Source organism: Chloroflexus sp. MS-CIW-1 (assembly GCF_030444705.1).
GTDB lineage: Bacteria > Chloroflexota > Chloroflexia > Chloroflexales > Chloroflexaceae > Chloroflexus.
On sequence record NZ_JAUBWR010000002.1, the window covers coordinates 835,198 to 856,938 of the forward strand.

19 protein-coding genes and 1 riboswitch are annotated in these 21,741 nt (G+C 54.9%); of the genes, 14 read left to right on the forward strand and 5 right to left on the reverse strand.

What is annotated here, in order from left to right:
• Positions 1-16: 16 nt before the first annotated feature.
• The 7 genes from nuoH to QTO31_RS16385 all read left to right on the forward strand — a co-directional run bounded on the left by nuoH (position 17) and on the right by QTO31_RS16385 (position 9,495).
• Positions 17-1,339, forward strand: coding sequence for an NADH-quinone oxidoreductase subunit NuoH (nuoH, locus tag QTO31_RS16355; RefSeq protein WP_031458156.1), 1,323 nt, complete (start codon positions 17-19; stop codon positions 1,337-1,339).
• A gap of 57 nt (positions 1,340-1,396) precedes the next feature.
• On the forward strand, positions 1,397-2,047 hold the full coding sequence (locus tag QTO31_RS16360; RefSeq protein WP_301430145.1) for an NADH-quinone oxidoreductase subunit J: 651 nt from the start codon (positions 1,397-1,399) through the stop codon (positions 2,045-2,047).
• A gap of 2 nt (positions 2,048-2,049) precedes the next feature.
• Complete coding sequence (nuoK, locus tag QTO31_RS16365) at positions 2,050-2,367, forward strand: NADH-quinone oxidoreductase subunit NuoK (RefSeq protein WP_031458154.1); 318 nt, start codon at positions 2,050-2,052, stop codon at positions 2,365-2,367.
• Positions 2,368-2,460: 93 nt separating this feature from the next.
• The gene (nuoL, locus tag QTO31_RS16370) at positions 2,461-4,656 is read left to right on the forward strand and encodes an NADH-quinone oxidoreductase subunit L (RefSeq protein ID WP_301430146.1); all 2,196 of its coding nucleotides are present in this window, start codon (positions 2,461-2,463) and stop codon (positions 4,654-4,656) included.
• A gap of 3 nt (positions 4,657-4,659) precedes the next feature.
• The gene (locus tag QTO31_RS16375; RefSeq protein ID WP_301430147.1) at positions 4,660-6,324 is read left to right on the forward strand and encodes a NuoM family protein; all 1,665 of its coding nucleotides are present in this window, start codon (positions 4,660-4,662) and stop codon (positions 6,322-6,324) included.
• 50 nt (positions 6,325-6,374) lie between these two features.
• Positions 6,375-7,886 carry a NuoM family protein gene (locus tag QTO31_RS16380; protein WP_031458151.1) on the forward strand — a complete coding sequence of 504 codons (1,512 nt, stop codon included), beginning with the start codon at positions 6,375-6,377 and terminating at the stop codon, positions 7,884-7,886.
• Positions 7,887-7,908: 22 nt separating this feature from the next.
• Positions 7,909-9,495, forward strand: coding sequence for an NADH-quinone oxidoreductase subunit N (locus QTO31_RS16385; protein WP_301430148.1), 1,587 nt, complete (start codon positions 7,909-7,911; stop codon positions 9,493-9,495).
• Between the two features lie 496 nt (positions 9,496-9,991).
• On the opposite strand, the gene QTO31_RS16390 is transcribed toward QTO31_RS16385, so the two are convergent.
• Both QTO31_RS16390 and QTO31_RS16395 read right to left on the reverse strand, forming a co-directional pair.
• Positions 9,992-10,966, reverse strand: a complete 975-nt coding sequence (locus tag QTO31_RS16390) for an ATP-binding cassette domain-containing protein (RefSeq protein WP_301430150.1) — start codon at positions 10,964-10,966, stop codon at positions 9,992-9,994.
• Positions 10,967-10,968: 2 nt separating this feature from the next.
• Positions 10,969-12,024: a glycosyltransferase family 4 protein gene (locus QTO31_RS16395; protein WP_301430151.1), complete on the reverse strand. Its 1,056-nt coding sequence runs from the start codon at positions 12,022-12,024 to the stop codon at positions 10,969-10,971.
• Positions 12,025-12,094: 70 nt separating this feature from the next.
• Between QTO31_RS16395 and QTO31_RS16400 the strand changes: the two genes are divergently transcribed.
• On the forward strand, positions 12,095-12,883 hold the full coding sequence (locus tag QTO31_RS16400) for an ABC transporter permease (protein WP_301430153.1): 789 nt from the start codon (positions 12,095-12,097) through the stop codon (positions 12,881-12,883).
• Between the two features lie 102 nt (positions 12,884-12,985).
• Here the strand turns inward: QTO31_RS16400 and QTO31_RS16405 are convergent, their stop codons facing one another.
• Both QTO31_RS16405 and QTO31_RS16410 read right to left on the reverse strand, forming a co-directional pair.
• A complete protein-coding gene (locus QTO31_RS16405) occupies positions 12,986-13,225 on the reverse strand; it encodes a hypothetical protein (RefSeq protein ID WP_152555984.1) in 240 nt (79 codons plus the stop codon).
• A complete protein-coding gene (locus QTO31_RS16410) occupies positions 13,198-13,527 on the reverse strand; it encodes a hypothetical protein (RefSeq protein ID WP_051871048.1) in 330 nt (109 codons plus the stop codon). The genes QTO31_RS16405 and QTO31_RS16410 overlap by 28 nt, the downstream gene beginning before the upstream one ends.
• Positions 13,528-13,882: 355 nt before the next feature.
• Positions 13,883-14,015, forward strand: a riboswitch (FMN riboswitch).
• A gap of 155 nt (positions 14,016-14,170) precedes the next feature.
• Here QTO31_RS16410 and ribD point away from each other — a divergent pair.
• The 6 genes from ribD (at position 14,171) to QTO31_RS16440 (ending at position 20,226) form a co-directional block, all read left to right on the forward strand.
• Positions 14,171-15,379: a bifunctional diaminohydroxyphosphoribosylaminopyrimidine deaminase/5-amino-6-(5-phosphoribosylamino)uracil reductase RibD gene (ribD, locus tag QTO31_RS16415; protein ID WP_301430156.1), complete on the forward strand. Its 1,209-nt coding sequence runs from the start codon at positions 14,171-14,173 to the stop codon at positions 15,377-15,379.
• The gene (gene ribE / locus QTO31_RS16420; protein WP_301430158.1) at positions 15,327-15,935 is read left to right on the forward strand and encodes a riboflavin synthase; all 609 of its coding nucleotides are present in this window, start codon (positions 15,327-15,329) and stop codon (positions 15,933-15,935) included. Before ribD ends, ribE (QTO31_RS16420) begins: the two co-directional genes overlap by 53 nt.
• The gene (locus QTO31_RS16425; RefSeq protein WP_301430159.1) at positions 15,935-17,143 is read left to right on the forward strand and encodes a bifunctional 3,4-dihydroxy-2-butanone-4-phosphate synthase/GTP cyclohydrolase II; all 1,209 of its coding nucleotides are present in this window, start codon (positions 15,935-15,937) and stop codon (positions 17,141-17,143) included. The genes ribE (QTO31_RS16420) and QTO31_RS16425 overlap by 1 nt, the downstream gene beginning before the upstream one ends.
• Entirely contained in the window at positions 17,130-17,597 is a 468-nt protein-coding gene (ribE, locus tag QTO31_RS16430; RefSeq protein WP_301430161.1) for a 6,7-dimethyl-8-ribityllumazine synthase, read from the forward strand. The genes QTO31_RS16425 and ribE (QTO31_RS16430) overlap by 14 nt, the downstream gene beginning before the upstream one ends.
• 199 nt (positions 17,598-17,796) lie before the next feature.
• Positions 17,797-18,738 (forward strand): TIGR01777 family oxidoreductase, encoded by a 942-nt coding sequence (locus QTO31_RS16435; protein ID WP_031458141.1) that lies wholly within the window; start codon positions 17,797-17,799, stop codon positions 18,736-18,738.
• Between the two features lie 318 nt (positions 18,739-19,056).
• Positions 19,057-20,226, forward strand: a complete 1,170-nt coding sequence (locus tag QTO31_RS16440; protein ID WP_301430162.1) for a S1C family serine protease — start codon at positions 19,057-19,059, stop codon at positions 20,224-20,226.
• A gap of 162 nt (positions 20,227-20,388) precedes the next feature.
• Here QTO31_RS16440 and QTO31_RS16445 read toward each other — a convergent pair whose 3' ends face one another.
• Positions 20,389-21,558, reverse strand: coding sequence for a sugar phosphate nucleotidyltransferase (locus tag QTO31_RS16445; protein WP_301430163.1), 1,170 nt, complete (start codon positions 21,556-21,558; stop codon positions 20,389-20,391).
• Positions 21,559-21,741 lie beyond the last annotated feature (183 nt).

Below are 21,741 nucleotides of genomic sequence, written 5' to 3' on the forward strand. Positions count from 1 at the left end.
CGATGGAGAAGCCTCGATGTATGATATCTTACAGGCACTAATCAATGGGACCTTCGGTTGGGGATGGCCTGACTGGCTGATCTATCTGATCAGTTCTCTTGTCGTCGTGACGATCATACTGGTTGTGGCGCCGCTCCAGATGCTCTTTTTCACCTACTATGAGCGTCGAGTTATTGCACGTATGCAGGATCGGATTGGACCCAACCGTGTTGGCCCAGAAGGTATCTGGCAACCAATTGCTGACGGCGTCAAGATGTTTACCAAAGAAGACATCGTGCCAGAAGCCGCCGATCGAATTGTTCACTTCCTCGCGCCCTGCGTGGTGGTCGCCCCTACCATCCTAATGTTTGCCGTGGTTCCGTGGGGGCCGGGGATGACGCCGGTTGATCTGCCGACCAGTCTGCTCTTCTTCTTCGCGGTATCGTCAATCAGTGCAGTCGGGCTAATGATGGCGGGTTGGGCCAGCAACAACAAATTCTCGCTTTTGGGTGCGATGCGGGCCGTCGCCCAAATGGTCTCGTATGAGATTCCTGCCGTCTTGTCACTGATTGCGATTGTGATGATCGTTGGTTCGCTCTCCATTAATAGTATTATCGAATACCAGGCCGGTTTGTTGATCAGCAATCGTGATCTGCCAGGGATTCCCGATCTCGGTTTAGGGTGGTTTGTTTTCACACCGGTTGGCTTTGTCGCCTTTATTGCCTTCTTTATCGCCGCCTTAGCCGAAGGCGAGCGTACGCCGTTTGATATTCCAGAAGCCGACTCTGAGATTGTCGCCGGTTATATGACCGAATACAGTGGGATGAAATTCGGTCTGTTCTATCTAGCCCAGTATGTATTGAACTTTTTGCTCTGCGCTATCACTGCGATCCTCTTTTTCGGGGGGTGGCAGGGGCCAGGCGTGAATTGGCTCTATGCACAGGCGATCACACCGACTAACCCTGATGGCAATGGTCTGTTTAACGTTTTGGCCGGCGCGCTTGGTGTCTTCTACTTCCTGCTTAAAACGTATATCTTCTTCTTTGTGATGGTCTGGCTACGCGGTGCGTTTCCCCGGCTGCGGATCGATCAACTTATGGATTTTGGCTGGAAGTTTCTCATTCCACTTACCCTGGCTAATTTGTTCAGTGCTGCGGTGTGGGTCGCATTTACCCGTTGGGGGGCGGCTGAAGGAATGTTGATCACCGTTGGCTGGTCACCGGTACTGCGTTGGCTGGCGGCATTTATCATCACCCTGGCTATTAATATCGGTGTGTACCTCTGGTTGACTCAAGTCTATGCGGCGTCGCAAGCCGAACGACGACGAGTGGAACTAGAGGAGTTGAGTGCCACGTTGTAAGCGGTTGCGAACAGAGGCAATGATAATGGCAGCGGAAGGCTGGGGCAGGAACGAGTGATGGAAGTTGTTGTGCAAATAACGTTTGGCGTGATTGCCGTGTTTATTCTGGTTGCGGCGGCGATGGTCGTCTCGGTACGGAATGTGATTCACGCTGCACTCTGGCTGATTGCCTGTTTCTTTGGCGTCGGTGCGCTCTATATGCTCCTTGAAGCCGAATTTCTGGCCGTTGTGCAGGTGTTGATCTACGTTGGTGCCGTGTCGGTCTTGATCCTGTTTGCCATCATGCTCACCCGCCAGATTACCGGTGAAGGGGTGCGTCAGCTTACCAATCGCTGGCCGGTTGTACTGGCAATTGCCGCATTGCTCTTTGCGACGGTGCTGGCCCCCACATTGATCAACCAGCAATGGAATGTGCCACCAGCACCACCTCTGGGTACGCCTGAGCCGATTGCCGGCCCGGCAGAGCTAGGACGCGGTTTTGTCAACGAGTTTCTCATCCAGTTTCAGGTGGTAGGGGTCTTGTTGACAGTTGCGTTGATCGGGGCGATTGTGATTGCCTATGAAGAGCGCGCACGCCGTCGTAAGGTGCTGACCCTAGCTGAAGAGCTGGAATTGAAGCGCCTGCGTGAGCAAACGTCGCCAACCGTACCAGCACCGGTCGAGGCAGAACCGGTTGTGCAAGAGTCGCGATCGGCAAGTGAGAGGTAATTATGCTGAATGCAGTTCCATTACCGGCAGTATTGACATTGGCTGCTGCTCTCTTCTGTATTGGCCTTTTTGGCGCCCTTTCACGGCGGAACCTGATCGGAGTCTTGATGGGTGTTGAACTGATGCTCAACGCCGTCAATATCAATCTGGTCGCCTTTTGGCGCTATTTCGAGGCCCGTTACATTACCGGTCAGACATTTGCCATCTTTATTATCGCTGTAGCAGCAGCAGAAGCAGCCGTAGGTCTGGCAATGGTGATTGCCGTCTATCGCCACTATGTCACCGTTCAGGCCGATGAAATTGATCGCCTGCGCGGATAACGGAACAGTGGTGGGCCAGAAGGTTAGCAACGTCGGCGAGATGAGGGACCGAAGACAGGAAGACTTGCAGAAATGTAAATGACGGGAACGTATATGGCGTTTTTTCTGCAAAATGCATGGCTGATACCGTTCTGGCCGCTACTGGCTAGCGCTCTCATCACCCTGACGCCAGTACGGCGCATGGCGATGGTGAGTGCGTGGCTAGCGACCGGCCTGATAATGATCGCAACAGTCATGGCGTTGGGATTGCTGGCGGCAGTCGCCAACGGTTGGGCGCTGCACGATGGTCAACTGGTGCAGCTTGCTGTACACCACGGTGAACACGGCGCATTTGCTTTTCCTGAACCGAATGTGGTACAGCGGTTCGTATGGGCACCGACTGGGGAGACAGCCTTACAAATGGGTATTTATATCGATGGCGCCGCTGCCGCTATGCTGGCAATGGTGACCATTGCCTCAACCTGCATTCATCTCTTTTCAATTGGCTATATGGCTGCGCATCCACGCCAGAGTCGCTTCTTTAGTTTTATAGCCCTCTTCACGGCAGCCATGCTGCTGATGAGCATGGCCGATAATCTCCTTCTCTTTTTTATGGCGTGGGAGGTGATGGGGCTTTGCTCGTACCTGCTGATCGGCTTTCTCTACGAACGTCCCAGTGCAGCACGAGCAGCAGTGAAAGCGTTTATCACTACTCGCGTAGGTGATGTGCTCCTCTTACTGGGCATCGTGTACCTGTACGCGCAGGCTGGTGGCATCTCCTTTGGTCAGGATGAGCATGGCATCTTCTTTCCGCCGCTGCTCGAACGGCTGGCACGTGAGACGGGTGTATTGGGTCTGAGCCATGCAGCCGGCATTGCCTTGTTGTTGTTTGCCGGTACGGTTGGGAAATCAGCGCAATTCCCGCTGCATGTCTGGTTACCAGATGCGATGGAAGGCCCCACGCCGGTATCGGCGCTTATTCACGCGGCAACGATGGTTGCTGCCGGTGTCTTTCTTGTTGCCCGCACATTTCCCATCTTCACCGCCGATCCTACCTCGTTAGGCGTAGTTGCCTTTATCGGTGCCTTTACCGCTCTGTTTGCCGCAACAATTGCCGTTGCGCAATTCGACATCAAACGCATCCTGGCCTACAGTACGCTGTCGCAGCTCGGTTTTATGGTAGCGGCGCTAGGTGTCGGTGGTTGGGTGGCGGCAATGTTCCATTTGATCACCCATGCCTTCTTCAAAGCGCTGCTCTTCCTCGGTTCGGGGTCGATCATTCATGCGATGGAACAGCAGCCATCAATCCGGCAGATTCATCATTACGATGAATACGCGGCCCAGCAGACCGCGCAAGATATTCGTAATATGGGTGGCTTACGTACCCGTTTGCCGTGGACGTTCTGGACGTACACTGCCGGTTATCTGGCACTGGCCGGGATCGTTCCTTTTGCCGGCTTTTGGAGCAAAGACGAGATTTTGCTCGATGCCTTCAAACATAATATCGCGGTCTATGTGACGCTTAGTGTTGCCGCCTTCCTGACCGCAGTCTATATGACGCGCCAGTGGTGGTTGGTCTTCTTCGGTGAGTATCGTGGTGCTCAGCCAGTGGTGTTTGTGAATCCCGATGCACCAGTGAGTGAACACGGTCATCATCGAGATCACCATCATGACGATCATCATGAGCATGGCGAGCACTGGCACGAAGACCCACGCATGATTGCACCGCTGGTCATATTGGCGAGCTTTGCGCTCACTGCCGGTTTGCTCAATCTCCCATTCGACCTACCGTTTGGGCATTGGTTGGCCACTCTCTGGGGGCAAGAGGCCGCGAAACTCGATCCGCTGGTGGCCGGTCTATCACTTATCATTGCGCTGGCCGGTATTGCGGTTGGTTGGTACGGGTATCGTCAGGCCTTTACGTCGGCAACCGATACCGATCCATTGGCTGCACGAGCGCCGGGATTATTTACGCTGCTCAACGCTAAATACTACATTGATGAGCTGTACGCGGCTACCCTCGGTCAATTGACTGCCAGCCTGGCCGCAGCCTGGTCGTTACTGGATCGAGCGGTCATTGATCGGTTGATTGATGGCATAGGGCGCTTTACCTTCGGCTTAGGCAAAGTGAACTTCATCATCGATGACACCCTGCTCAACGATGGGCCGGACGGATTAGCAAGCGGCACGCAGGGGAGTGGTCGTCAGGTTCGACGTTTGCAAACCGGAAAAGCGCAGGATTATCTAATCTACGTATTTGGTGGTCTGCTCTCGCTAGCCATGTTCTGGCTGTATGTAATTGGGCGATAGCGTATGAATCTGCCGGATTATCTCATTCCTGCCGCCGATGGCGTTCCGTGGCTCACATTGCTGATGCTTTCGCCGTTGGTCGGTATTGCACTGATCGGGTTGGCCTGGCTGATCAGACTCAACGAGCGGATTGTCAAGGTTGGGGTACTGGCCTGGACAGGTGTGCCGTTGCTGTTGGCCATTATGATCTGGATGCGGTTCGACCCGCAGGCTGTGGCAGGAGGCCAGGGGGCAGTACAATTAGTCGAACGGATTCCCTGGATTCAAGCTGTCCGGGTTGATTACTTTCTCGGCATTGATGGGCTAAGCCTGCCGCTGGTCTTGTTGACCGTAGTGATGACTCCGCTCGCTATCATCGCTAGTTGGGGTGTGCAGGAGCGATTGCGGGCGCATCTGGCATTGCTGCTTTTGCTAGAAGCGGCGATGTTGGGTTACTTTGTTGCGCTTGACTTCTTCTTTTTCTTCATCTGCTGGGAATTCAGTCTGGTACCGGCCTTCTTCCTGATCCAGGGCTGGGGGCGTGAACAGCGTCGCTATGCGGCTTTCAAGTTCTTTGTGTACACAATGGCCGGTTCGCTGGGGATGCTCCTGCTCTTCCAATTGATCTATCTGGCGATGCGTCAGGTTGGGATGCCAACGTTTGACCTGATCGCCCTTGGTCGCTTAGGTCAGGGATTAGCGGTGGCCGGGGTTGAAGGGACGCTGCGCGATATTCTTTTTGCCTACATGGATCAACTCGGGGTAACCGATGTGCTTGGTCGCTATCCGATGCTCTACAGTAGTATCGCGATGTGGGCAATCTTCATTGCCTTCGCTATCAAACTGGCGGTGTGGCCGTTCCACACCTGGCTCCCCGATGCCTACGCGGAAGGCCCGACAGCAGCGAGTATTCTGCTGTCAGCGGTGATGAGCAAGATGGGGGCCTACGGAATGTTGCGGCTCCTTTTGCCGTTCACGCCTGATGCTGCTCAGTATTTTGCGCCGGTGCTGGCTGCACTGGCAGTAGTGGGAGTGGTTGCCGGTGCATTTGGCGCACTCAGTCAGGTCAATGGCGATATTAAGCGACTGATTGGTTATACCTCGATCAATCACATGGGGTACGTCATGCTGGCAATCGCCGGGGCGGCAGCGGCGGGCGAAGCAGGGATTGATGCACGGGCAAGTGCGATCAATGGGGCACTGGTACAGATGGTCGCCCACGGTCTCAGCACCGGTGCTCTCTTCTACCTGGCCGGCGTCTTGTATGAACGTACTGGTCGGTGGGAACTCAGCGGTCTGGGTGGTTTACGCGCCAGTGCCCCAACCTTTGCCGGTGTGATGGGCATTGCGCTCTTCGCTAACCTGGGTCTTCCCGGATTGGCCGGCTTTGTCGGCGAATTTTTCATCTTTCGCGGAGCCTGGGCGACGTTACCGCTCTTCACGGCGCTGGCCGTGATTGGGCTGGTCGTGACAGCGCTGGCATTGTTACTTATGTTCCAGCGTATCTTTTTGGGGCCAGCCATCGGCACACCACGCACGATTGCCGATCTCCGCGCACCAGAATTTTGGTCAATCGTACCAATTTTAAGCCTCTCATTATTGATTGGAGTCTACCCTGGCCCGCTCATCAATCTGGGTAATGCTGCGGCAGGACAATTGGTTGCTATCTTTGCCCGTGCATTTAGTTAGAGAACAGATCGCCATCTGGCTTACCAGATGCATTGCACAAGGGTGACCACATGGGGTTGCTAACGCTTTCCGCCGATATACCGTGGTTGAGCCTGATCTGGCTTAGTATGCTCGTACCGGCCATCATCATTGCCTTCATTCCTGATCGGTATCCCGATCTGATGCGTTGGGTCGGGACAGGATTCGCCTTTATCTCGCTCGTCCTGTCGTTGTTGGTCTTTCTGGCGTATGATCCAGTTCGAGGCGGTTTTCAATTTATCGAACAACTTGACTGGATACCGCAGCTTGGGATGAGTTATCTGTTGGGTGTTGACGGCATCAATCTACCGATGCTGCTGCTCAACGGTATTGTGATCTTTACCGGCGCCCTGATGAGCTGGAATATCGAAGAGCGCGCCAAAGAGTATTGGGTCTGGTTGTTACTCTTGACCACCGGTGTTTACGGCGTTTTTAGTGCGCTTGATCTCTTTCTCTTTTTTGTCTTCTACGAGTTAGCCGTATTGCCGATGTACTTGTTGATCGGCATTTGGGGTAGTACTCGCAAAGAGTACGGTGCAATGAAGCTGACCCTGTTTCTGATGGCAGGGAGTGCGCTAGTTATTATCGGGATGATCGGTCTCTACTTTGGGAGCGGTCTGCGCACCTTTAATATGCTGGTGCTGGCCGAACAGGGTTTCATTGCCGGAGATTTGCAACGCCTCCTCTTTCCCGCCTTATTCGTCGGTTTTGGGGTGTTGGCCGGTATGTTTCCCTTCCACACGTGGAGTCCGACCGGTCACGTCGCCGCGCCGACGGCGGTCAGTATGTTGCACGCCGGAGTTTTGATGAAACTGGGAGCATACGGCTGTTTACGGGCGGCTATGTGGCTCATGCCCAATGGCGCCCGTGAATGGCTTCCAATTATCGTGATTTTAACCATTTTCAACGTAGTGTACGGTGCCAGCATTGCGATGGTACAACGCGATGCGAAGTTTATCATCGGCTATTCGTCGGTCAGCCACATGGGACTGGTCGTGATGGGATTAGCCGCCGGAACCCAGATTGCAGTGATGGGGTCGGTGCTCCAGATGTTTGCGCACGGGATTATGACCGCGCTCTTCTTTGCAGTGGTGGGACGAATGATCTACGACCGCACCCATACCCGACAGTTGCCCGAATTGGGTGGGCTGGGTCGGGTGATGCCTTTTGCGGCAGCAATGTTCATTCTAGGCGGCCTTTCATCGATGGGGATGCCGGGGTTGGCTGGGTTTTGGGCCGAGTTTAACATCTTCATTGGCGTGTGGGAACGGTACCCGTTAGTCGCCGTCATTGCGGCCCTGAGCATTCCAATTACGGGAGCCTATATTCTACGCGCCGTGTGGGCCGTCTTCTACGATGAGGTAAAAAATCCCGAATTTCTACATCTTCCCAAATTAACGTGGCAGGAATACAGCGGCGCATTGGTATTGGCGTTAGTACTGGTTGGGTTGGGATTGTATCCGGCGTGGATGACCGAGCTGATTGATACCGGTGTGCGACCATTGGTGGCGCGTCTCAATGAGGTGGTTGTAGCGCTACGCTGATTGTAGCAATAAAGAGGGACGTATGTTTCAGTTGACCGACATCCCACGTCTTTTGCCGGAGATTTTGCTCCTGGTATTGGCGCTACTGGTGTTAGGTTCAGATATTCTTGAGCGGTGGGGGCGCACACCAGAAGCACAGCTTGAGCGCGTTAAATCTTCAGCCTCACTTACCGCTATCGGCCTGGGGATGGTGTTGTTTGTCGCGTTGCTACAGAGTGGCTATATTTACCGCCTGCCTGAGACGGCGCCAGTTAATTTCTTCACGAACATTATCCGTAACCTTCAGAGTGGTGGCCCCGGTGGTGAGCCAATTGCCGGGGCGTTTGCTACCGATCACTTAACGATGATTGCGCGTTTGCTCATCATCGGAGCTGCGCTGGTGACCAGTCTGCTCTGCCTTGACGTTCGGCCTAGTGCTCATCCTGGTGAGTTTTACGCCTTGATCATCTTTAGCACCCTCGGTATGTGTCTGATGGTGGGTGCCAACGAATTTTTGCTGGCGTATCTCGCTATTGAGTTAACTTCGATCCCACTGTATCTATTGGCTGGCTACTTTCGTAACGACCCGCGCTCGGCAGAGGCAGGTCTTAAATACTTCCTGTTTGGAGCTATTTCGTCGGCGATTCTCCTGTACGGCATGAGTCTGGCTTTTGGCGCAGCACTCAACGGTGTCGGTAGTGCAACCAATTTTAATGACCTGACTCGTTTTGATCGGATCGGTACCTTTACCGCGTCAAGTGGTGGCCTGATAACGCTGGCTATGCTCTTTATCGTGGCCGGTATGGGGTACAAGCTGGCGGTTGTGCCGTTTCACGGTTGGTCACCTGATGTGTATGAAGGAGCACCAACCCCGATTACGGCCTTCATTTCGACCGCTTCAAAAGCAGCCGGTTTTATTTTACTCTTCCGGTTATTGACCAAGACATTTCCGGCAATAGTAGGTGCGCCGACGCTCGACGATGCTGCTGGTGGATGGACAGCAGTGCTGGCGGTACTGGCGCTGCTGACAGTGGTGATTGGAAATCTGGCTGCACTGCCGCAAACGAATGTCAAACGGCTGTTAGCGTATTCAAGCATCGCGCATGCCGGTTTTGTAGTGTTGGGCTTGCTGGCCTGGGCTGCTGCGCAACCGTTTGATCGGGAACAAGGGTTGACGGCGCTACTCTATTACCTGTTCATCTATAGTCTAACCAACCTGGGTGCTTTTGGCGCGTTGGCATTGATCGGACAGCAAACTGGTGGCGATGACCTTACCCATCTGCGTGGTCTTTCGCGACGCAATCTGCCGCTTGCGCTGCTGTTTACCGTCTGCATCCTCTCGCTGGCCGGAATCCCGCCCCTTGGTGGCTTTTTTGCTAAGTTTTACATCTTTATGGTCGGTTGGCAAAGTGGTGCAACCTGGCTGGTTGTCATTGCGGTGGTAATGACGATTGTCAGTCTTTATTATTACCTTCGTCTGCTCAAAGCAATGTTCATCGAACCGGCAACCGATTTGACGCCGGTGCCGTTACCGCGTGGAATTGGTGCAGCACTGGCCATTGCTGTCGTTGGTGTGTTGGTATTGGGTATCTTCCCCAATCTGATTTTGAGTGTTTTGGAACGGGTGTAGGGTCGCAGCAACGCTGCGCCCCTCTGTGTTGGACTACCCATGCATCTAGCATGAGAGGGAAGTTGGCTGAAACAGAATAGCACCGTCTATTGGGTGCGGACACATCGGCTTCCGCACCCAAATATTTGGGCGGCAATTACCCGTCACAGCAGCGGTCATTCTATTTTTGCTGAGTGCATGATTCAGAAACTCGTGGTTTTATCAGGCGCTCAGCAGGAGCGTCGGCTGAAGTGGCGAGCAACGAAGCACCTCATCAAAAAGCTGGGCTTTTGATGAAGCTCGACCATGAGAATGGTATAGCTCGGAGAACGTTCATGCAGGCGTCTCCTCACCGTGATGGAAACGGGAGACGCCCCTCACCTTCCCCCTCGCCCCTTCATCTCCCAGGCGGGGAGAGGAAGAGTGAACGTGGTGTGGCAGGCAAGAAAGAGCGTTGGCGCCTCCTCACGCGACGGTTGCACGGCCACGGTACGTTCCCAATAAGAAATCTGGGTATTTATACCGGCTGACCAAATACCTCGCTGATAATCTCCTCAATCGGCGGCTCAGCGATGTTGACATCGGCTACCGGCAGCTCACTGAGCAATTGGGCGCCAATGCGCGACGTTTCGTAGCGCGACACTTTCAGCTCAACCTCCAACCCATCGTACCGTTGCACCTCGCCGTAGCGAGCCAGGGTCTCAGGTGCAACAGCCTGATGCAACGTCAGATGAATAATCTTGTGGGGGGCAACCTGTTCAACCATTCGCTGGAGGTTCCCATCGTAGAGCAGGCGACCGTGGTTGATCACAATCACCCGGCGGCAGAGTGCTGTCACATCGGCCATGTAGTGGCTGGTTAGCAGCACTGTCGCCCCGTAACGCCGGTTGTATTCGGCGACAAATTCACGGACACGGGCCTGCATCGTTACATCGAGACCAATGGTTGGTTCGTCGAGAAAGAGTACTCGCGGCCGATGAAGCAGGGCAGCGGCCAGTTCACACTTCATCCGTTCACCCAGACTTAGCTTGCGCACCTGCTTGTTCAACAGATCACCCAGTTCAAGCAGGTCGGTCAACTCGTTGAGCATCCGGCGATATTCATGTGCTGGCACCTCAAAGATAACGCGGTTTACTTCAAAGGTCTCGATAGCCGGTAAATCCCAGAGCAGTTGCTGTTTCTGGCCCATTACTAGCGTGATTTGCTTGAGGAAGGCCGTCTTCCGTTCAAATGGCGTATAGCCCAATACCCGTACCTCACCAGCCGTCGGGTGTAGTAAACCGGCCAGTACCTTGAGCGTTGTCGTCTTACCGGCGCCATTGGGACCCAGAAAACCAACCATCTCACCGGTATCAATTGTGAAGTCGATCCCATCAACAGCCTTGACGGTCTCGTAGCGACGTCTGATGAACGCTTGTAGTGACCCCCGCAGGCCGACTCCTTTGCGGTGAATCTGATAGTATTTGCGCAGATTACGAACTTCAATTGTCATACTTAATGACCACGTGCTACACCCAGAAACTGCTCGGCGACTCGCATCCAATCGAAACGGGTGACGTACTCGCGGCCAAACGTTCCGTAGCGCCGCCGTAGCTCTGGATCGGCCAGCAAGGTGGTCAGCGCCTCGGCCAGTGCTGGCACATCGGCAGGTGGCACCAACAGACCGGCCTGACCGTGCGGCACGACTTCGGGAATTGCCGCTGCGGTTGTGGCTACAATCGGTAGTCCGGCAGCCATGGCTTCGAGAAACACAATACCGAACCCCTCTTGTACACTAGGCAGACAGAAAAGGTCGGCGCGGTAGTACCACTCTTTCACTGCCGCATCGTCAGGGAGCGCACCGAGCAACTGGCAGCTTGCCCCAAGTCCGAGCTGATTCGACAGGGTACGGAGATTAATGTGTTCGGGACCATCACCGATGATCACCAGACGCGCAGCGGGAAAACGAGGGCGGATTCGGGCAAATGCCTGGATCAGATCGGCGATGTGTTTACGCGGATACTGGCGAGCCACACACAGAATCGTCTGTCCGTCGTGACGAGGGAGTGGTGTGGGCCACGAAGCCAGATCAATGCCCTCTGGCACTAGATGTATCCTTTCCAGCGGCACGCCGTAGTGCCGTTGAATACTTACCCGACAATAGTGACTGGTCGTAATGACGATTGGAGCCTGGCGGGCGTTGATCCGTTCAAGCCGCGAAAGCAACCATAACACATGGCGTACCTGACCGCGCTCGTGCTGTAGCTCCTCAGCGATCACGCCCTTGATACTACAGATATACGGTGTCGTTACCCGACGGGCCACCAGTACGCCGTCAATATCCACCCCCACAATCAAATCGTAGGGTAATGCACGCAGGAGTGCCGGTACATAAAGATTAAACAGCAATCGCCGCAGCGTCAGATTGGATGGCCACGCCACCAATGGCGAGATACGGGCCACGTGATGGCCGTGGACACGCAGAGCGCGTCCTAAACCGCCGATAGCGGCAGCAGTGCCGCTGCCTTCAGCCACTTGCTGAAGCCATGAGTCTAGAAAAGCAATACGCATGTCAAAACCTGTTGTTTCAACGATCCTCATTTATAATACTACAAGAACAGATTTTCGTTATGGAGAATATATGACTGCTAAATTTGTCGTCTTGCTCCGTGCAGCGTGGATCGATGCGCTGGCCTATCGTGCTCAACTGTTTATCTGGGTAACCACCGGGATGTTGCCACTGATCATGCTAGCGATCTGGCGGACTCTCGCGGGGGATGGCACAATCGGCGGTTACGCTCGCGATGATTTTGTTGCCTATTTCGTGGGCGCCCTCTGCATTCGCCAGCTCACCGGCGTCTGGATTATCTGGGATATGGAGCGTGAGATTCGCCTGGGTGAGCTATCGCCACACCTGCTGCGACCGGTACATCCGCTGTGGCGCTATCTGGCGATGGCGTTGGCCGACAAGCCACTGCGCCTGCTGATGATGGCTCCTATCGTCTTGATCGCCAGTCTGATTGCTCCTGGAGCCATCCCGCAGCCCGATCTCCTCAGATGGAGTCTTTTACCACTGGCGATTGGGCTGGCTTTCGCCGTCTACTTCCTGAACCAGTGTTGTATCGGTGTGCTCAGTTTCTGGTGGACACAGGTGCTGGCACTGCAAGACTTTTGGTTTGGCGTCTACGCCTTTTGCAGCGGATATCTCGTACCACTCGACCTGTTACCGGCGCCGGTTACGGCGGTTCTGAACTGGTTGCCTTTTCGGGCGATGCTGGCTTTTCCCCTCGAATTACTGCTTGGCCGTCTTGATCAGACAGCCATCATCTGGGGATTCGCTCATCAGCTCGGTTGGATTGTAGTGCTGGGAGCGTTATTGCACTGGCTTTGGAACAACGGGGTGCGCCGTTACAGTGCGGTTGGGGCGTAGCATAGGCGGAGCGTAGCGAGCAGCGCATTCTTTAGCAGTACCGGGGTACGGACAGAAGAACGATTTAAGGTTGTACGATACCAGCAAGTGTTCTTCTGACCTTCACCAACGAAGAGCGGTTTGCGCCTGTACAATCTCGCGCACTGTCGCGAAATGTTCTGGGGGACAGAACAGCAGAAATGGGGAGCCGCTTTTACGATGCAACGTCAGCAGATATTGTCGCGGCTCGACTTCCACCTTCCGCACTTCTTGCCAGTCGATGGCATCACCTGTGCGCATAAGGAGTGCTGAACCCATTGCACCGGGTCGTCCGCTCAATAAAAAGAAGGAATCGGGCCGCACGAAAGAATGCTTTGGTACACCCATGCAGTAACACGAACACCTTGCCCGTCGAGCACAAAGTGCTGTTGATAGCCAACCAGCCACAAGATCAGGACGGCCAGCACGAGCAATACCACAAGAATAGCAGCCACAATACTCATCACCTGTAACGTAACAAGCCAACGATTTTCTGTGGTGATAATTGCAATAAAGAAACCCACCACAAGCACCGGTACGCCGAATGTAACGAGCAATTGCCAAAATACTGCTCGAGTGCCCGGCGGGAACAAGCTTATTGTCCATTCAATGTGAAGATTGCTCATGCTGTTGCTGAAATCAGATAGCTTCCTCAGTGGCTTTTGGAAAAAAGCTAAACCATCGTGCGCAGGCATGTAAGTGATAGCTGCTCAATTAACAGTAGCCAGACTGTAACGAGCGGGGTATGTTTGGCGGAAACGTGAGCAGGGAACGCGGGGAGAGGTCGGAGTAGAGGCGGTTCCCAAACCGTCCCCACTGCTTTAAGAGCCTATCCGGAGAACCCTGTTGCAGAAGAAGATCGGTTGGGGCACGGTGCCGCTGTGCCCGTAATCTATCAGGTTTCATCCGCCGTCAATCGAATTGACACCATCCGATTTTCGCGGTATGGTACTCATACATGTCGCTACGGCGACATAATCCGAAGACCTTCGGGGCAAGGTGAAATTCCTGATCGGCGGTAATGGTGGCGTGCCCACACAAGCCCGCGAGCCGCAAGGCAGGACTCGGTGCGATTCCGGGGCCGACGGTATAGTCCGGATGGGAGAAGGTCTGCGGTTGGTCTGGCACGATGGAACATGCAGTGACAAGGGCACACTCGCTGCTCTTGTCTGTTTGTGCAACTGTACCGGTTAAGCACCGGCCGGTTGTTCTCCTCTGCTTCATCGTCCTCCCCGCGATGCCCCGAAGGTTATGCAAAGGGGTGTCGCGATGAATGATCATCACCAATGCTTCACACCTGATCGCTTTATTGCCCTTGCTTTGCAGCAGGCAGCGGCCGTTGTTGGTCGCACCAGCCCTAATCCGCCGGTTGGGGCAGTGGTCGTGCGCGATGGACAGGTGGTTGGGGTAGGTGCCACCCAACCCGCCGGCGGACCGCACGCAGAACGAGTCGCGTTGGCGGCTGCCGGTCACCGCGCACAAGGGGCCGATCTCTACACGACCCTTGAACCATGTACGTTCCACGGCCGTACACCTCCTTGCACCGAAGCCATCATTGCTGCCGGTATCCGGCGCGTCTTTTTCATTGCCCATGACCCCGACCCGCGCATGGGGGCCGGAGCAACGCCGGTGTTGCAGAGTGCCGGGATCGAGGTGCATCGGATCACGACTGGCGCTGCCGTTGTCGCCGAACAACTGGCACCGTTTCGGTGTCGGGTACTGTCTGGTCGGCCATTAGTCACGGCCAAATATGCCATGACGCTCGACGGTCGGATTGCGACTGCCGGTGGCGATAGTCGTTGGATCACCGGTTCTGCCGCTCGTACCGAAGTGCATCGGCTACGCGATCGGGTTGATGTGATTATGGTGGGAGTCGGCACCGTGCTCAAAGATGATCCGCAACTGACCACCCGTCTCGATCAACACTGGCGGATGCCGCGCCATCCGCTGCGGGTGATTGTGGATAGTCATGGTCGAACCCCGTTGGAAGCGCGGGTACTTAGCGCCGACCTCCCCGGTCAGACACTGATTGCGACGGTGAAGCCCGCTCCGGCCTGGGTGAGCGCCGTACAGGAGCGTGGGGCAAAGGTTGTGCAATGCCCATCTGATGCCAATGGACGTGTCGCGCTCAAGCCGTTGCTGTGCTATCTCGCCGAGCAGGGTCACAATCACGTGTTAGTTGAGGGCGGTGCTACGCTGTTGGGTGCGCTACACACCGATGGTTTGATTGATGAAATCTGGGCCTTCATTGGTGCTCGAATCGTCAATGATGCCCTGGCACTGGCGCCGATGGTAGGTTCCGGTGTGCCACGAATGGCTCTGGCTCATACCTACCGTTTGCGTCGCGTTGAACAGTACGACCAGGACGTATTGCTGATTGCTTCGTCAATCGCTGCGCCATGGTGGAATATCGAGGAGGTTGCTGATGTTTACCGGGATTGTGGAAGAGATGGGAACAGTTGCTCACATTGTCGGTGATCAGGATCAGGCGAATCAATTGACCGTGAACTGCCATACCGTGCTCGAAGGGACACGCATTGGCGACAGTATTGCGGTCAACGGTACATGCCTGACGGTGACTGCGCTGACCAATCACAGCTTCACAGTTGGGCTGAGTCCAGAGACGTTGCGGCGCACCAATTTAGGGCTGCTCAAAGTCGGTGATCCAGTGAACCTCGAACGGGCACTCGCCTTTGGTGGCAGAATGGGTGGGCATTACGTTCAGGGCCATGTCGATGGTATTGGCGAAATTGTTGCGATCGTTCCCGAAGGCGACTCGAAGCGCGTAACAATTCGCCCACCTGCCCGTTTATTGCCGTACATCGTCGAAAAGGGTTACATCGCGGTTGACGGTGTAAGTCTGACGGTAGCTGAAATGGGGCGTGATACGTTTACGGTTGCGTTGGTCGCTTACACCCAATCGGCAGTCATTATGGGCCATCAGCAGGTAGGGGCGTTAGTGAACATTGAGGTGGACATTATCGCGAAGTATGTGGAACGGTTGGTAGAAGCTTACCGGCGGGAGGCGCACTAATGTTTGCATCGGTAGAAGAGGCGTTACAAGATTACGCAGCCGGGCGAATGATCATCATCGTTGACGATACCGACCGTGAAAATGAAGGTGATCTGGCCTGTGCTGCCCAACACGTTACTGCCGAGACCATCGCATTTATGGCCCGTGAAGGTCGTGGACTGATCTGTCTGGCACTTGACGGCGAAATTGCCGATCGGCTGGGATTAGCACCGATGGTACAGCACAACCGGGCTCCGTTTGGTACCAACTTTACCGTTTCCATCGAAGCGGCGAGCGGTGTTACAACCGGTATCTCGGCTGCTGATCGAGCGCATACCATTCAGGTGGCGGTTGATCCGGCGAGTAAGCCGGAAGATCTCGTCCAACCGGGTCATGTCTTTCCGCTCCGTGCAGCGCCCAACGGCGTCCTCGAGCGACGTGGGCAAACTGAAGCGGCTGTCGATTTAGCACGGCTGGCCGGTTTGCGTCCGGCTGGCGTTATCTGCGAGATCATGAACGACGACGGTACAATGGCGCGCGGCCCCGATCTCGTTCGTTTCGCTGCCCGTCATGGCCTGAAGATTATCAGTGTGGCACAGATTGTCGCGTACCGCAAGCGACACGAGTGCCTCATCGAACGCATGGCGGAAGCGTATCTTCCTACACCGTATGGTACGTTTCGTATCATGTCGTACACCGCTCGCTATACACCTTACGAAGCCGTTGCGCTGGTGATGGGAAAACCCACAGCCGATCAACCGGTCTTGGTACGTTTGCATTCGGAATGTCTGACCGGCGATGTATTTGGTAGTCTCCGTTGCGACTGTGGTGAGCAACTCGACGTTGCTCTACAGCAGATTGCGGCTGTCGGATGCGGGGTAGTGGTGTATTTGCGGCAAGAGGGTCGCGGGATCGGATTACATCATAAACTACGAGCGTATGCGCTTCAGGAACAGGGTTTGGATACGGTAGAGGCAAATGAACGGCTCGGTTTTCCTGCCGATCTCCGTGATTATACAGTCGGAGCACAGATTCTTGCCGATCTTGGTCTGCACCACGTTCATCTGCTCACGAACAATCCACAGAAAGTTGCCGCATTACGTGAATTTGGCTTCGTAGTTACGCCAGTTCCAATCTACGTAACGGCCAATCCACACAACGCAGCGTATTTGCTTACCAAACGGAATCGCATGGGTCACCAACTGGAGCATCTCTATGACCATTTATGAAGGTATGCTGGTAGGAAATGGCTTACGGATCGCGATTGTTGTCAGTCGTTGGAACGAACTGATCACCAATCGTCTTCTTGACGGCGCCCGTGATGCGCTCCGTCGCCATGGGGTGGCCGAAGAGTATATTGATATTGCCTGGGTACCGGGGTCGTTTGAAATACCGCTAGTTTGTCGGCTATTGGCCGAACGTGGTCAGTACGATGCGATTATCGCCCTAGGAGCAGTGATCCGTGGCGCAACCAGTCACTACGAGCACGTCGCTGGTGCTGTCAGCAGTGGCATCGCCCAGGTGAGTCTTCAAACCGGTGTTCCCTGTATTTTTGGGGTAATCACAACCGAAAATATCGAGCAGGCGATTGAACGTGCCGGTACGAAGGCTGGCAATAAAGGGTTTGAAGCGGCTACAGCAGCTATCGAGATGGCTACTCTCTTGCGTAGTCTGAAACGCTAAACTCACCTGGTGCAAAGCGGGTCTACCAAATCATTGACAGAGCCGACAAGAGCGTGTACGATGCTACTGTAGCCATTCACATTGAATGTAGAACGCGGTACAGAGCTGTTACCGTTACCGATATGTCTGTTCACACAGCGGTAGGAGCGGGTTCTCGACCTGCTGCCAGCTCCTGCCGCTGCGCTGATGAAGTAACTCTATGAGCACAAAACGCATTATTATCACCGGCGCGACTGGCTTGATCGGGCGTAAGCTGGTTGCCGAATTACAGAACGAATACGCCCTGGTCATCTTTAGTCGTAATCCATCACGAGCACGAGATACCCTGCCCGGCGCGGCTGACTATGTGGCCTGGCAGCCTGCTGAACAGGGTGCTTGGGCAGCGGCCCTTGACGGCGCCTGGGGTGTCATCCATCTTGCCGGTGCACCTATTTCTACCGGCTTGCTCGGTAAGCGCTGGACACCTGAATACAAAGCGGAAATCCGCAATAGTCGGGTGATCGGCACCCGTGGTATTGTGAACGCCATCGCGGCTGCTTCCCAACGTCCCAACGTCTTCATTTGTGCATCGGCAGTCGGGTACTACGGCCCCTATCGCGATAGCACTCCACTCGACGAATCGGCACCGCCAGGTCATGACTTTCTGGCGCAGGTTTGTGTGGCCTGGGAAGCAGAAGCGGCACGGGCCGAGTCGTTTGGGGTTCGTACTGTGCAGTTGCGTACCGGCCTGTTACTCGATCCCGAATCGGGCGCGTTACCGCAAATTATGCTGCCCTTTAAGCTCATGACCGGCGGCCCCATCCTTCCTGGTACCCAGGTCTATCCCTGGATTCATCCTGCCGATGAAGTTGGCCTGATCCGTTTTGCCCTCGAAGATGAACGGGTACGCGGACCGCTCAATGCGGTTGCGCCAGGCGCACTCCCCAATCGTGAGTTTGCCGCTATTCTCGGCAAAGTGCTCGGCTCGCCGTCGTGGTTACCGGTCCCTGAGTTTAGTTTGCGCATTGCCCTCGGTGAAATGGCTGATCTGGTGGTGTACGGCCAAAACGCCATTCCTCGAAAGGCCCTAGAACTCGGTTACCAGTTTCGTTTCCCAACCTTAGAACCGGCACTGCGCGATTTGCTGAAGTTGCCGCAATGATCTTTCTGATCGAGTATCTGAAAAAGTGTGGCTGGTAGACGTACCATTTCCTCGATGCCCCTTCTCCAACGGATGAGCGAAAGGGGCATCAAATGTAGCAAGACGGTGTTCAGCACCTCGCTGAGGGTTCAAGCCAACACTCTTATCCAATGCTGAGAAAGGCCTGCAATGGTTTGATCCTGCTGTCTATCTCACCCGCTACGCATCATCTCATCAACTTCTTACGCCCTTCTAACCGAATTTTAAAATAACTGCGTGATGATATGTTTAGCAAACAGGCGAATTCGTGATCGTCTGGCTCATTTGGGAGGTTTGGTTATGAACGGGAATCGTCTAGCGTTGATTTTTACCTTCTTGTTAGGCATCTTTATCGGTGTTGCCGGTGGCGCCGCTGCCGGTGGTCTGGTAGGGTTTCTGGTCTCGCAGCAGACACTGGCTCAGGTAACAGCTAAGGTGTCTGCAATCGATACACGACCCGTCAATACCGTTACTCAAACTCCACCATCGTCGTCAACGGTCAATGAAGCCGTTGTTGTCAGCCTCTCTGATGCTATGGTCGCGGCGGTAAAGCGCGTTGCCCCCGCAGTCGTGACGATAACAGTCGAAGGTCGTACCGGACGCGGAAGCGGCAGTGGGGTGATTATCAGTGAAGATGGATATATTATTACGAACAATCATGTCGTCAGCGACGGTAATCGCTATTTTGTGCTCTTCGCCGACGGTACTCGTCGCCAGGCAGAGTTGGTCGGTACCGACTCACTCAACGATATTGCCGTACTCAAAGTAAGTGGCGAGGTACCTGGTGTGGCTGTCATTGGTGACTCATCGGCTTTGCAACCGGGTGAAACAGTACTGGCGATCGGTAGCCCGCTCGGCAACTTTCGCAATACGGTAACCGCTGGTGTAGTAAGTGCGCTCAACCGCTCGGTACCGGGTAGTGGGATGGAAGGACTGATCCAGACCGACGCGGCCATCAACAGTGGTAACAGCGGTGGGCCGCTCATCAACCTGAAAGGTGAAGTGGTCGGTATCAATACGTTAGTGGTGCGCAACGATGTAGGCTTTGGCACAATGACCCCGGTTGAGGGACTAGGGTTTGCTGTACCGAGCAGCATCTTCTCTAACGTCGCCGATCAGATCATCCGCACCGGTCAGGTGCGCTATCCGTTCCTCGGTATTACCTATCTCATGATCGATGGCGAAGTAGCAGCCGAGTATAATCTGCCGGTACAAAATGGTGCGTTCATCAGTGCTGGTGTTAACGGTCAGTCGGCTGTGTTGCCCAATACTGCCGCCGCCAAAGCCGGTCTACGAGAAGGTGACATCATCGTTGCAGTCAATGATCAACGACTCGACGGCAATGTCTCGCTGCGTCAACTGTTGTTGCAGTACCGTCCTGGTGATACAGTTGAACTAACCATCCTTCGTGATGGTCAAGAGCAGAAGGTGTCAGTTACCCTGGGTGAGCGACCGAGTAATCTGCGCTAGTTTGGGTAGAGTGGGAGCGTGATAAGGATGTCTTTCGTGGGTGGGCGGGTCGTTGACCCGCCTTGTCACCGTCCCTGAATGCGCGGGCCGCTGGCTCGCCTTGTCAGACACGCAGGGGAAACGATTGGCAAACGTATCCGTCGCTGGCGAAACTGCCAGTAGTCACATAAGTACACTCCCCGCAGCAACCCTACTTGCAGGCGCAATCGTAAGACTGGCCGCCACAACTGCCCCACGATTGACCAAATCGGCATGGGAGAGCAGACCGTTCACTACTGCTGTCGGTTGTGGATCGGAAAACGCTGCTGCTTCAATAACCGTTTGCGGCCCGATCTGCACTCCTTCATCCAGCCACGAGTGACTGATCGTAGCACCGGCCCCCACAATCGCCGCCGGGCCAATGACTGAACCGCCAACCATCGCCTCGCTCTCAATCGTTGCCCCGGTCTCGATCACCGATGCTATCACCAATGCGCCCGACCTGATCTCTGCGCGTGGCCCGATCCACACCGGGCCGACAATCCGCACCTGACCCTCAATGCGCGCCCCTTCACCAATGACCACTGACCCTTCGAGTTCGGCCTGCGGGTCAACGGTCGCCCCCGGCGCTATCTGTGGCTGCAATTGATGCTGGGCTTGTTGGGCTAACAAAAAGCGAGCTGCTACCAGTGCTTCCCATGGGGTTCCCACTGGAATCCAGTGACCGGTGCAGACATGACATCCTACCGGATGCCGGGCGGCCAGCAGACCGATCAGATCGGTCAATTCCAATTCACCGCGTGGGGAAGGTGTAATCTGATGCAACAACGGCACTACTTCACTATCGAAATGATAAATTCCGGCATTCGCCAACGCATCAGGTGGTGGGTACGCCGGTTTTTCGATAATTCGCTGTACCTGCCCATCGACCAGCTCAAGAATGCCAAATGACCGAGGGTCACTGACCCGCAGACCGGCCACGCCGTAGCGCATCTGCCGCACCCCTTCTATATCTGCTCGGGAAACCAGATTGTCGCCGTAGAGCAACACAAATGGCTCATCGAGAGGTGTTGCCGCCATCAGTGCTCCCGCCGTACCGTTAATCGTCGTTTGGTAAGCATACCGGATTGCCATCCCCCGATACACAGGACCAAACGTTGCCACAATCTGATCGGCCCGATACCCTACGACTAGTGTCACCCGATCCACCAGCCCTACCAGCTCATCAAGAATGTGCGCCAGCAATGGCCGCCCTAACAACGGGATCAGCGGTTTCGGGCGCTGAACGGTCAGCGGACGGGTGCGCGTTGACGCACCGGCCACCAGAATCACCGCGTGACGTGCGATATTCATGCCGTGTCTCCATTCAACTCTCGCGTAACTTCAATCGTATTGTATCCCTGATCCAGCCAGGAAAGGAGGGTAACATCCATTCATATCTATCTCAACCGTATCCACTCGCGTAGAACCGTAGGACCCTAAACAGCAGTGTCGGGCTGCGAACCTATGGGTTGCGTATCAAGATTAGGGCACGCT

Bases quoted from the DNA above. Each gene is read 5' to 3' on its own strand.
- nuoH (WP_031458156.1), top strand. From the start codon at position 17: ATGTATGATATCTTACAGGCACTAATCAATGGGACCTTCGGTTGGGGA.
- QTO31_RS16425 (WP_301430159.1), top strand. From the start codon at position 15,935: ATGTTTGCATCGGTAGAAGAGGCGTTACAAGATTACGCAGCCGGGCGA.
- QTO31_RS16380 (WP_031458151.1), top strand. From the start codon at position 6,375: ATGGGGTTGCTAACGCTTTCCGCCGATATACCGTGGTTGAGCCTGATC.
- QTO31_RS16390 (WP_301430150.1), bottom strand. From the start codon at position 10,966: ATGACAATTGAAGTTCGTAATCTGCGCAAATACTATCAGATTCACCGC.
- nuoK (WP_031458154.1), top strand. From the start codon at position 2,050: ATGCTGAATGCAGTTCCATTACCGGCAGTATTGACATTGGCTGCTGCT.
- QTO31_RS16385 (WP_301430148.1), top strand. From the start codon at position 7,909: ATGTTTCAGTTGACCGACATCCCACGTCTTTTGCCGGAGATTTTGCTC.
- ribD (WP_301430156.1), top strand. From the start codon at position 14,171: ATGAATGATCATCACCAATGCTTCACACCTGATCGCTTTATTGCCCTT.
- QTO31_RS16395 (WP_301430151.1), bottom strand. From the start codon at position 12,024: ATGCGTATTGCTTTTCTAGACTCATGGCTTCAGCAAGTGGCTGAAGGC.
- QTO31_RS16445 (WP_301430163.1), bottom strand. From the start codon at position 21,558: ATGAATATCGCACGTCACGCGGTGATTCTGGTGGCCGGTGCGTCAACG.
- ribE (WP_301430161.1), top strand. From the start codon at position 17,130: ATGACCATTTATGAAGGTATGCTGGTAGGAAATGGCTTACGGATCGCG.
- QTO31_RS16440 (WP_301430162.1), top strand. From the start codon at position 19,057: ATGAACGGGAATCGTCTAGCGTTGATTTTTACCTTCTTGTTAGGCATC.
- QTO31_RS16360 (WP_301430145.1), top strand. From the start codon at position 1,397: ATGGAAGTTGTTGTGCAAATAACGTTTGGCGTGATTGCCGTGTTTATT.
- nuoL (WP_301430146.1), top strand. From the start codon at position 2,461: ATGGCGTTTTTTCTGCAAAATGCATGGCTGATACCGTTCTGGCCGCTA.
- QTO31_RS16435 (WP_031458141.1), top strand. From the start codon at position 17,797: ATGAGCACAAAACGCATTATTATCACCGGCGCGACTGGCTTGATCGGG.
- QTO31_RS16375 (WP_301430147.1), top strand. From the start codon at position 4,660: ATGAATCTGCCGGATTATCTCATTCCTGCCGCCGATGGCGTTCCGTGG.
- QTO31_RS16400 (WP_301430153.1), top strand. From the start codon at position 12,095: ATGACTGCTAAATTTGTCGTCTTGCTCCGTGCAGCGTGGATCGATGCG.
- QTO31_RS16410 (WP_051871048.1), bottom strand. From the start codon at position 13,527: ATGAGCAATCTTCACATTGAATGGACAATAAGCTTGTTCCCGCCGGGC.
- ribE (WP_301430158.1), top strand. From the start codon at position 15,327: ATGTTTACCGGGATTGTGGAAGAGATGGGAACAGTTGCTCACATTGTC.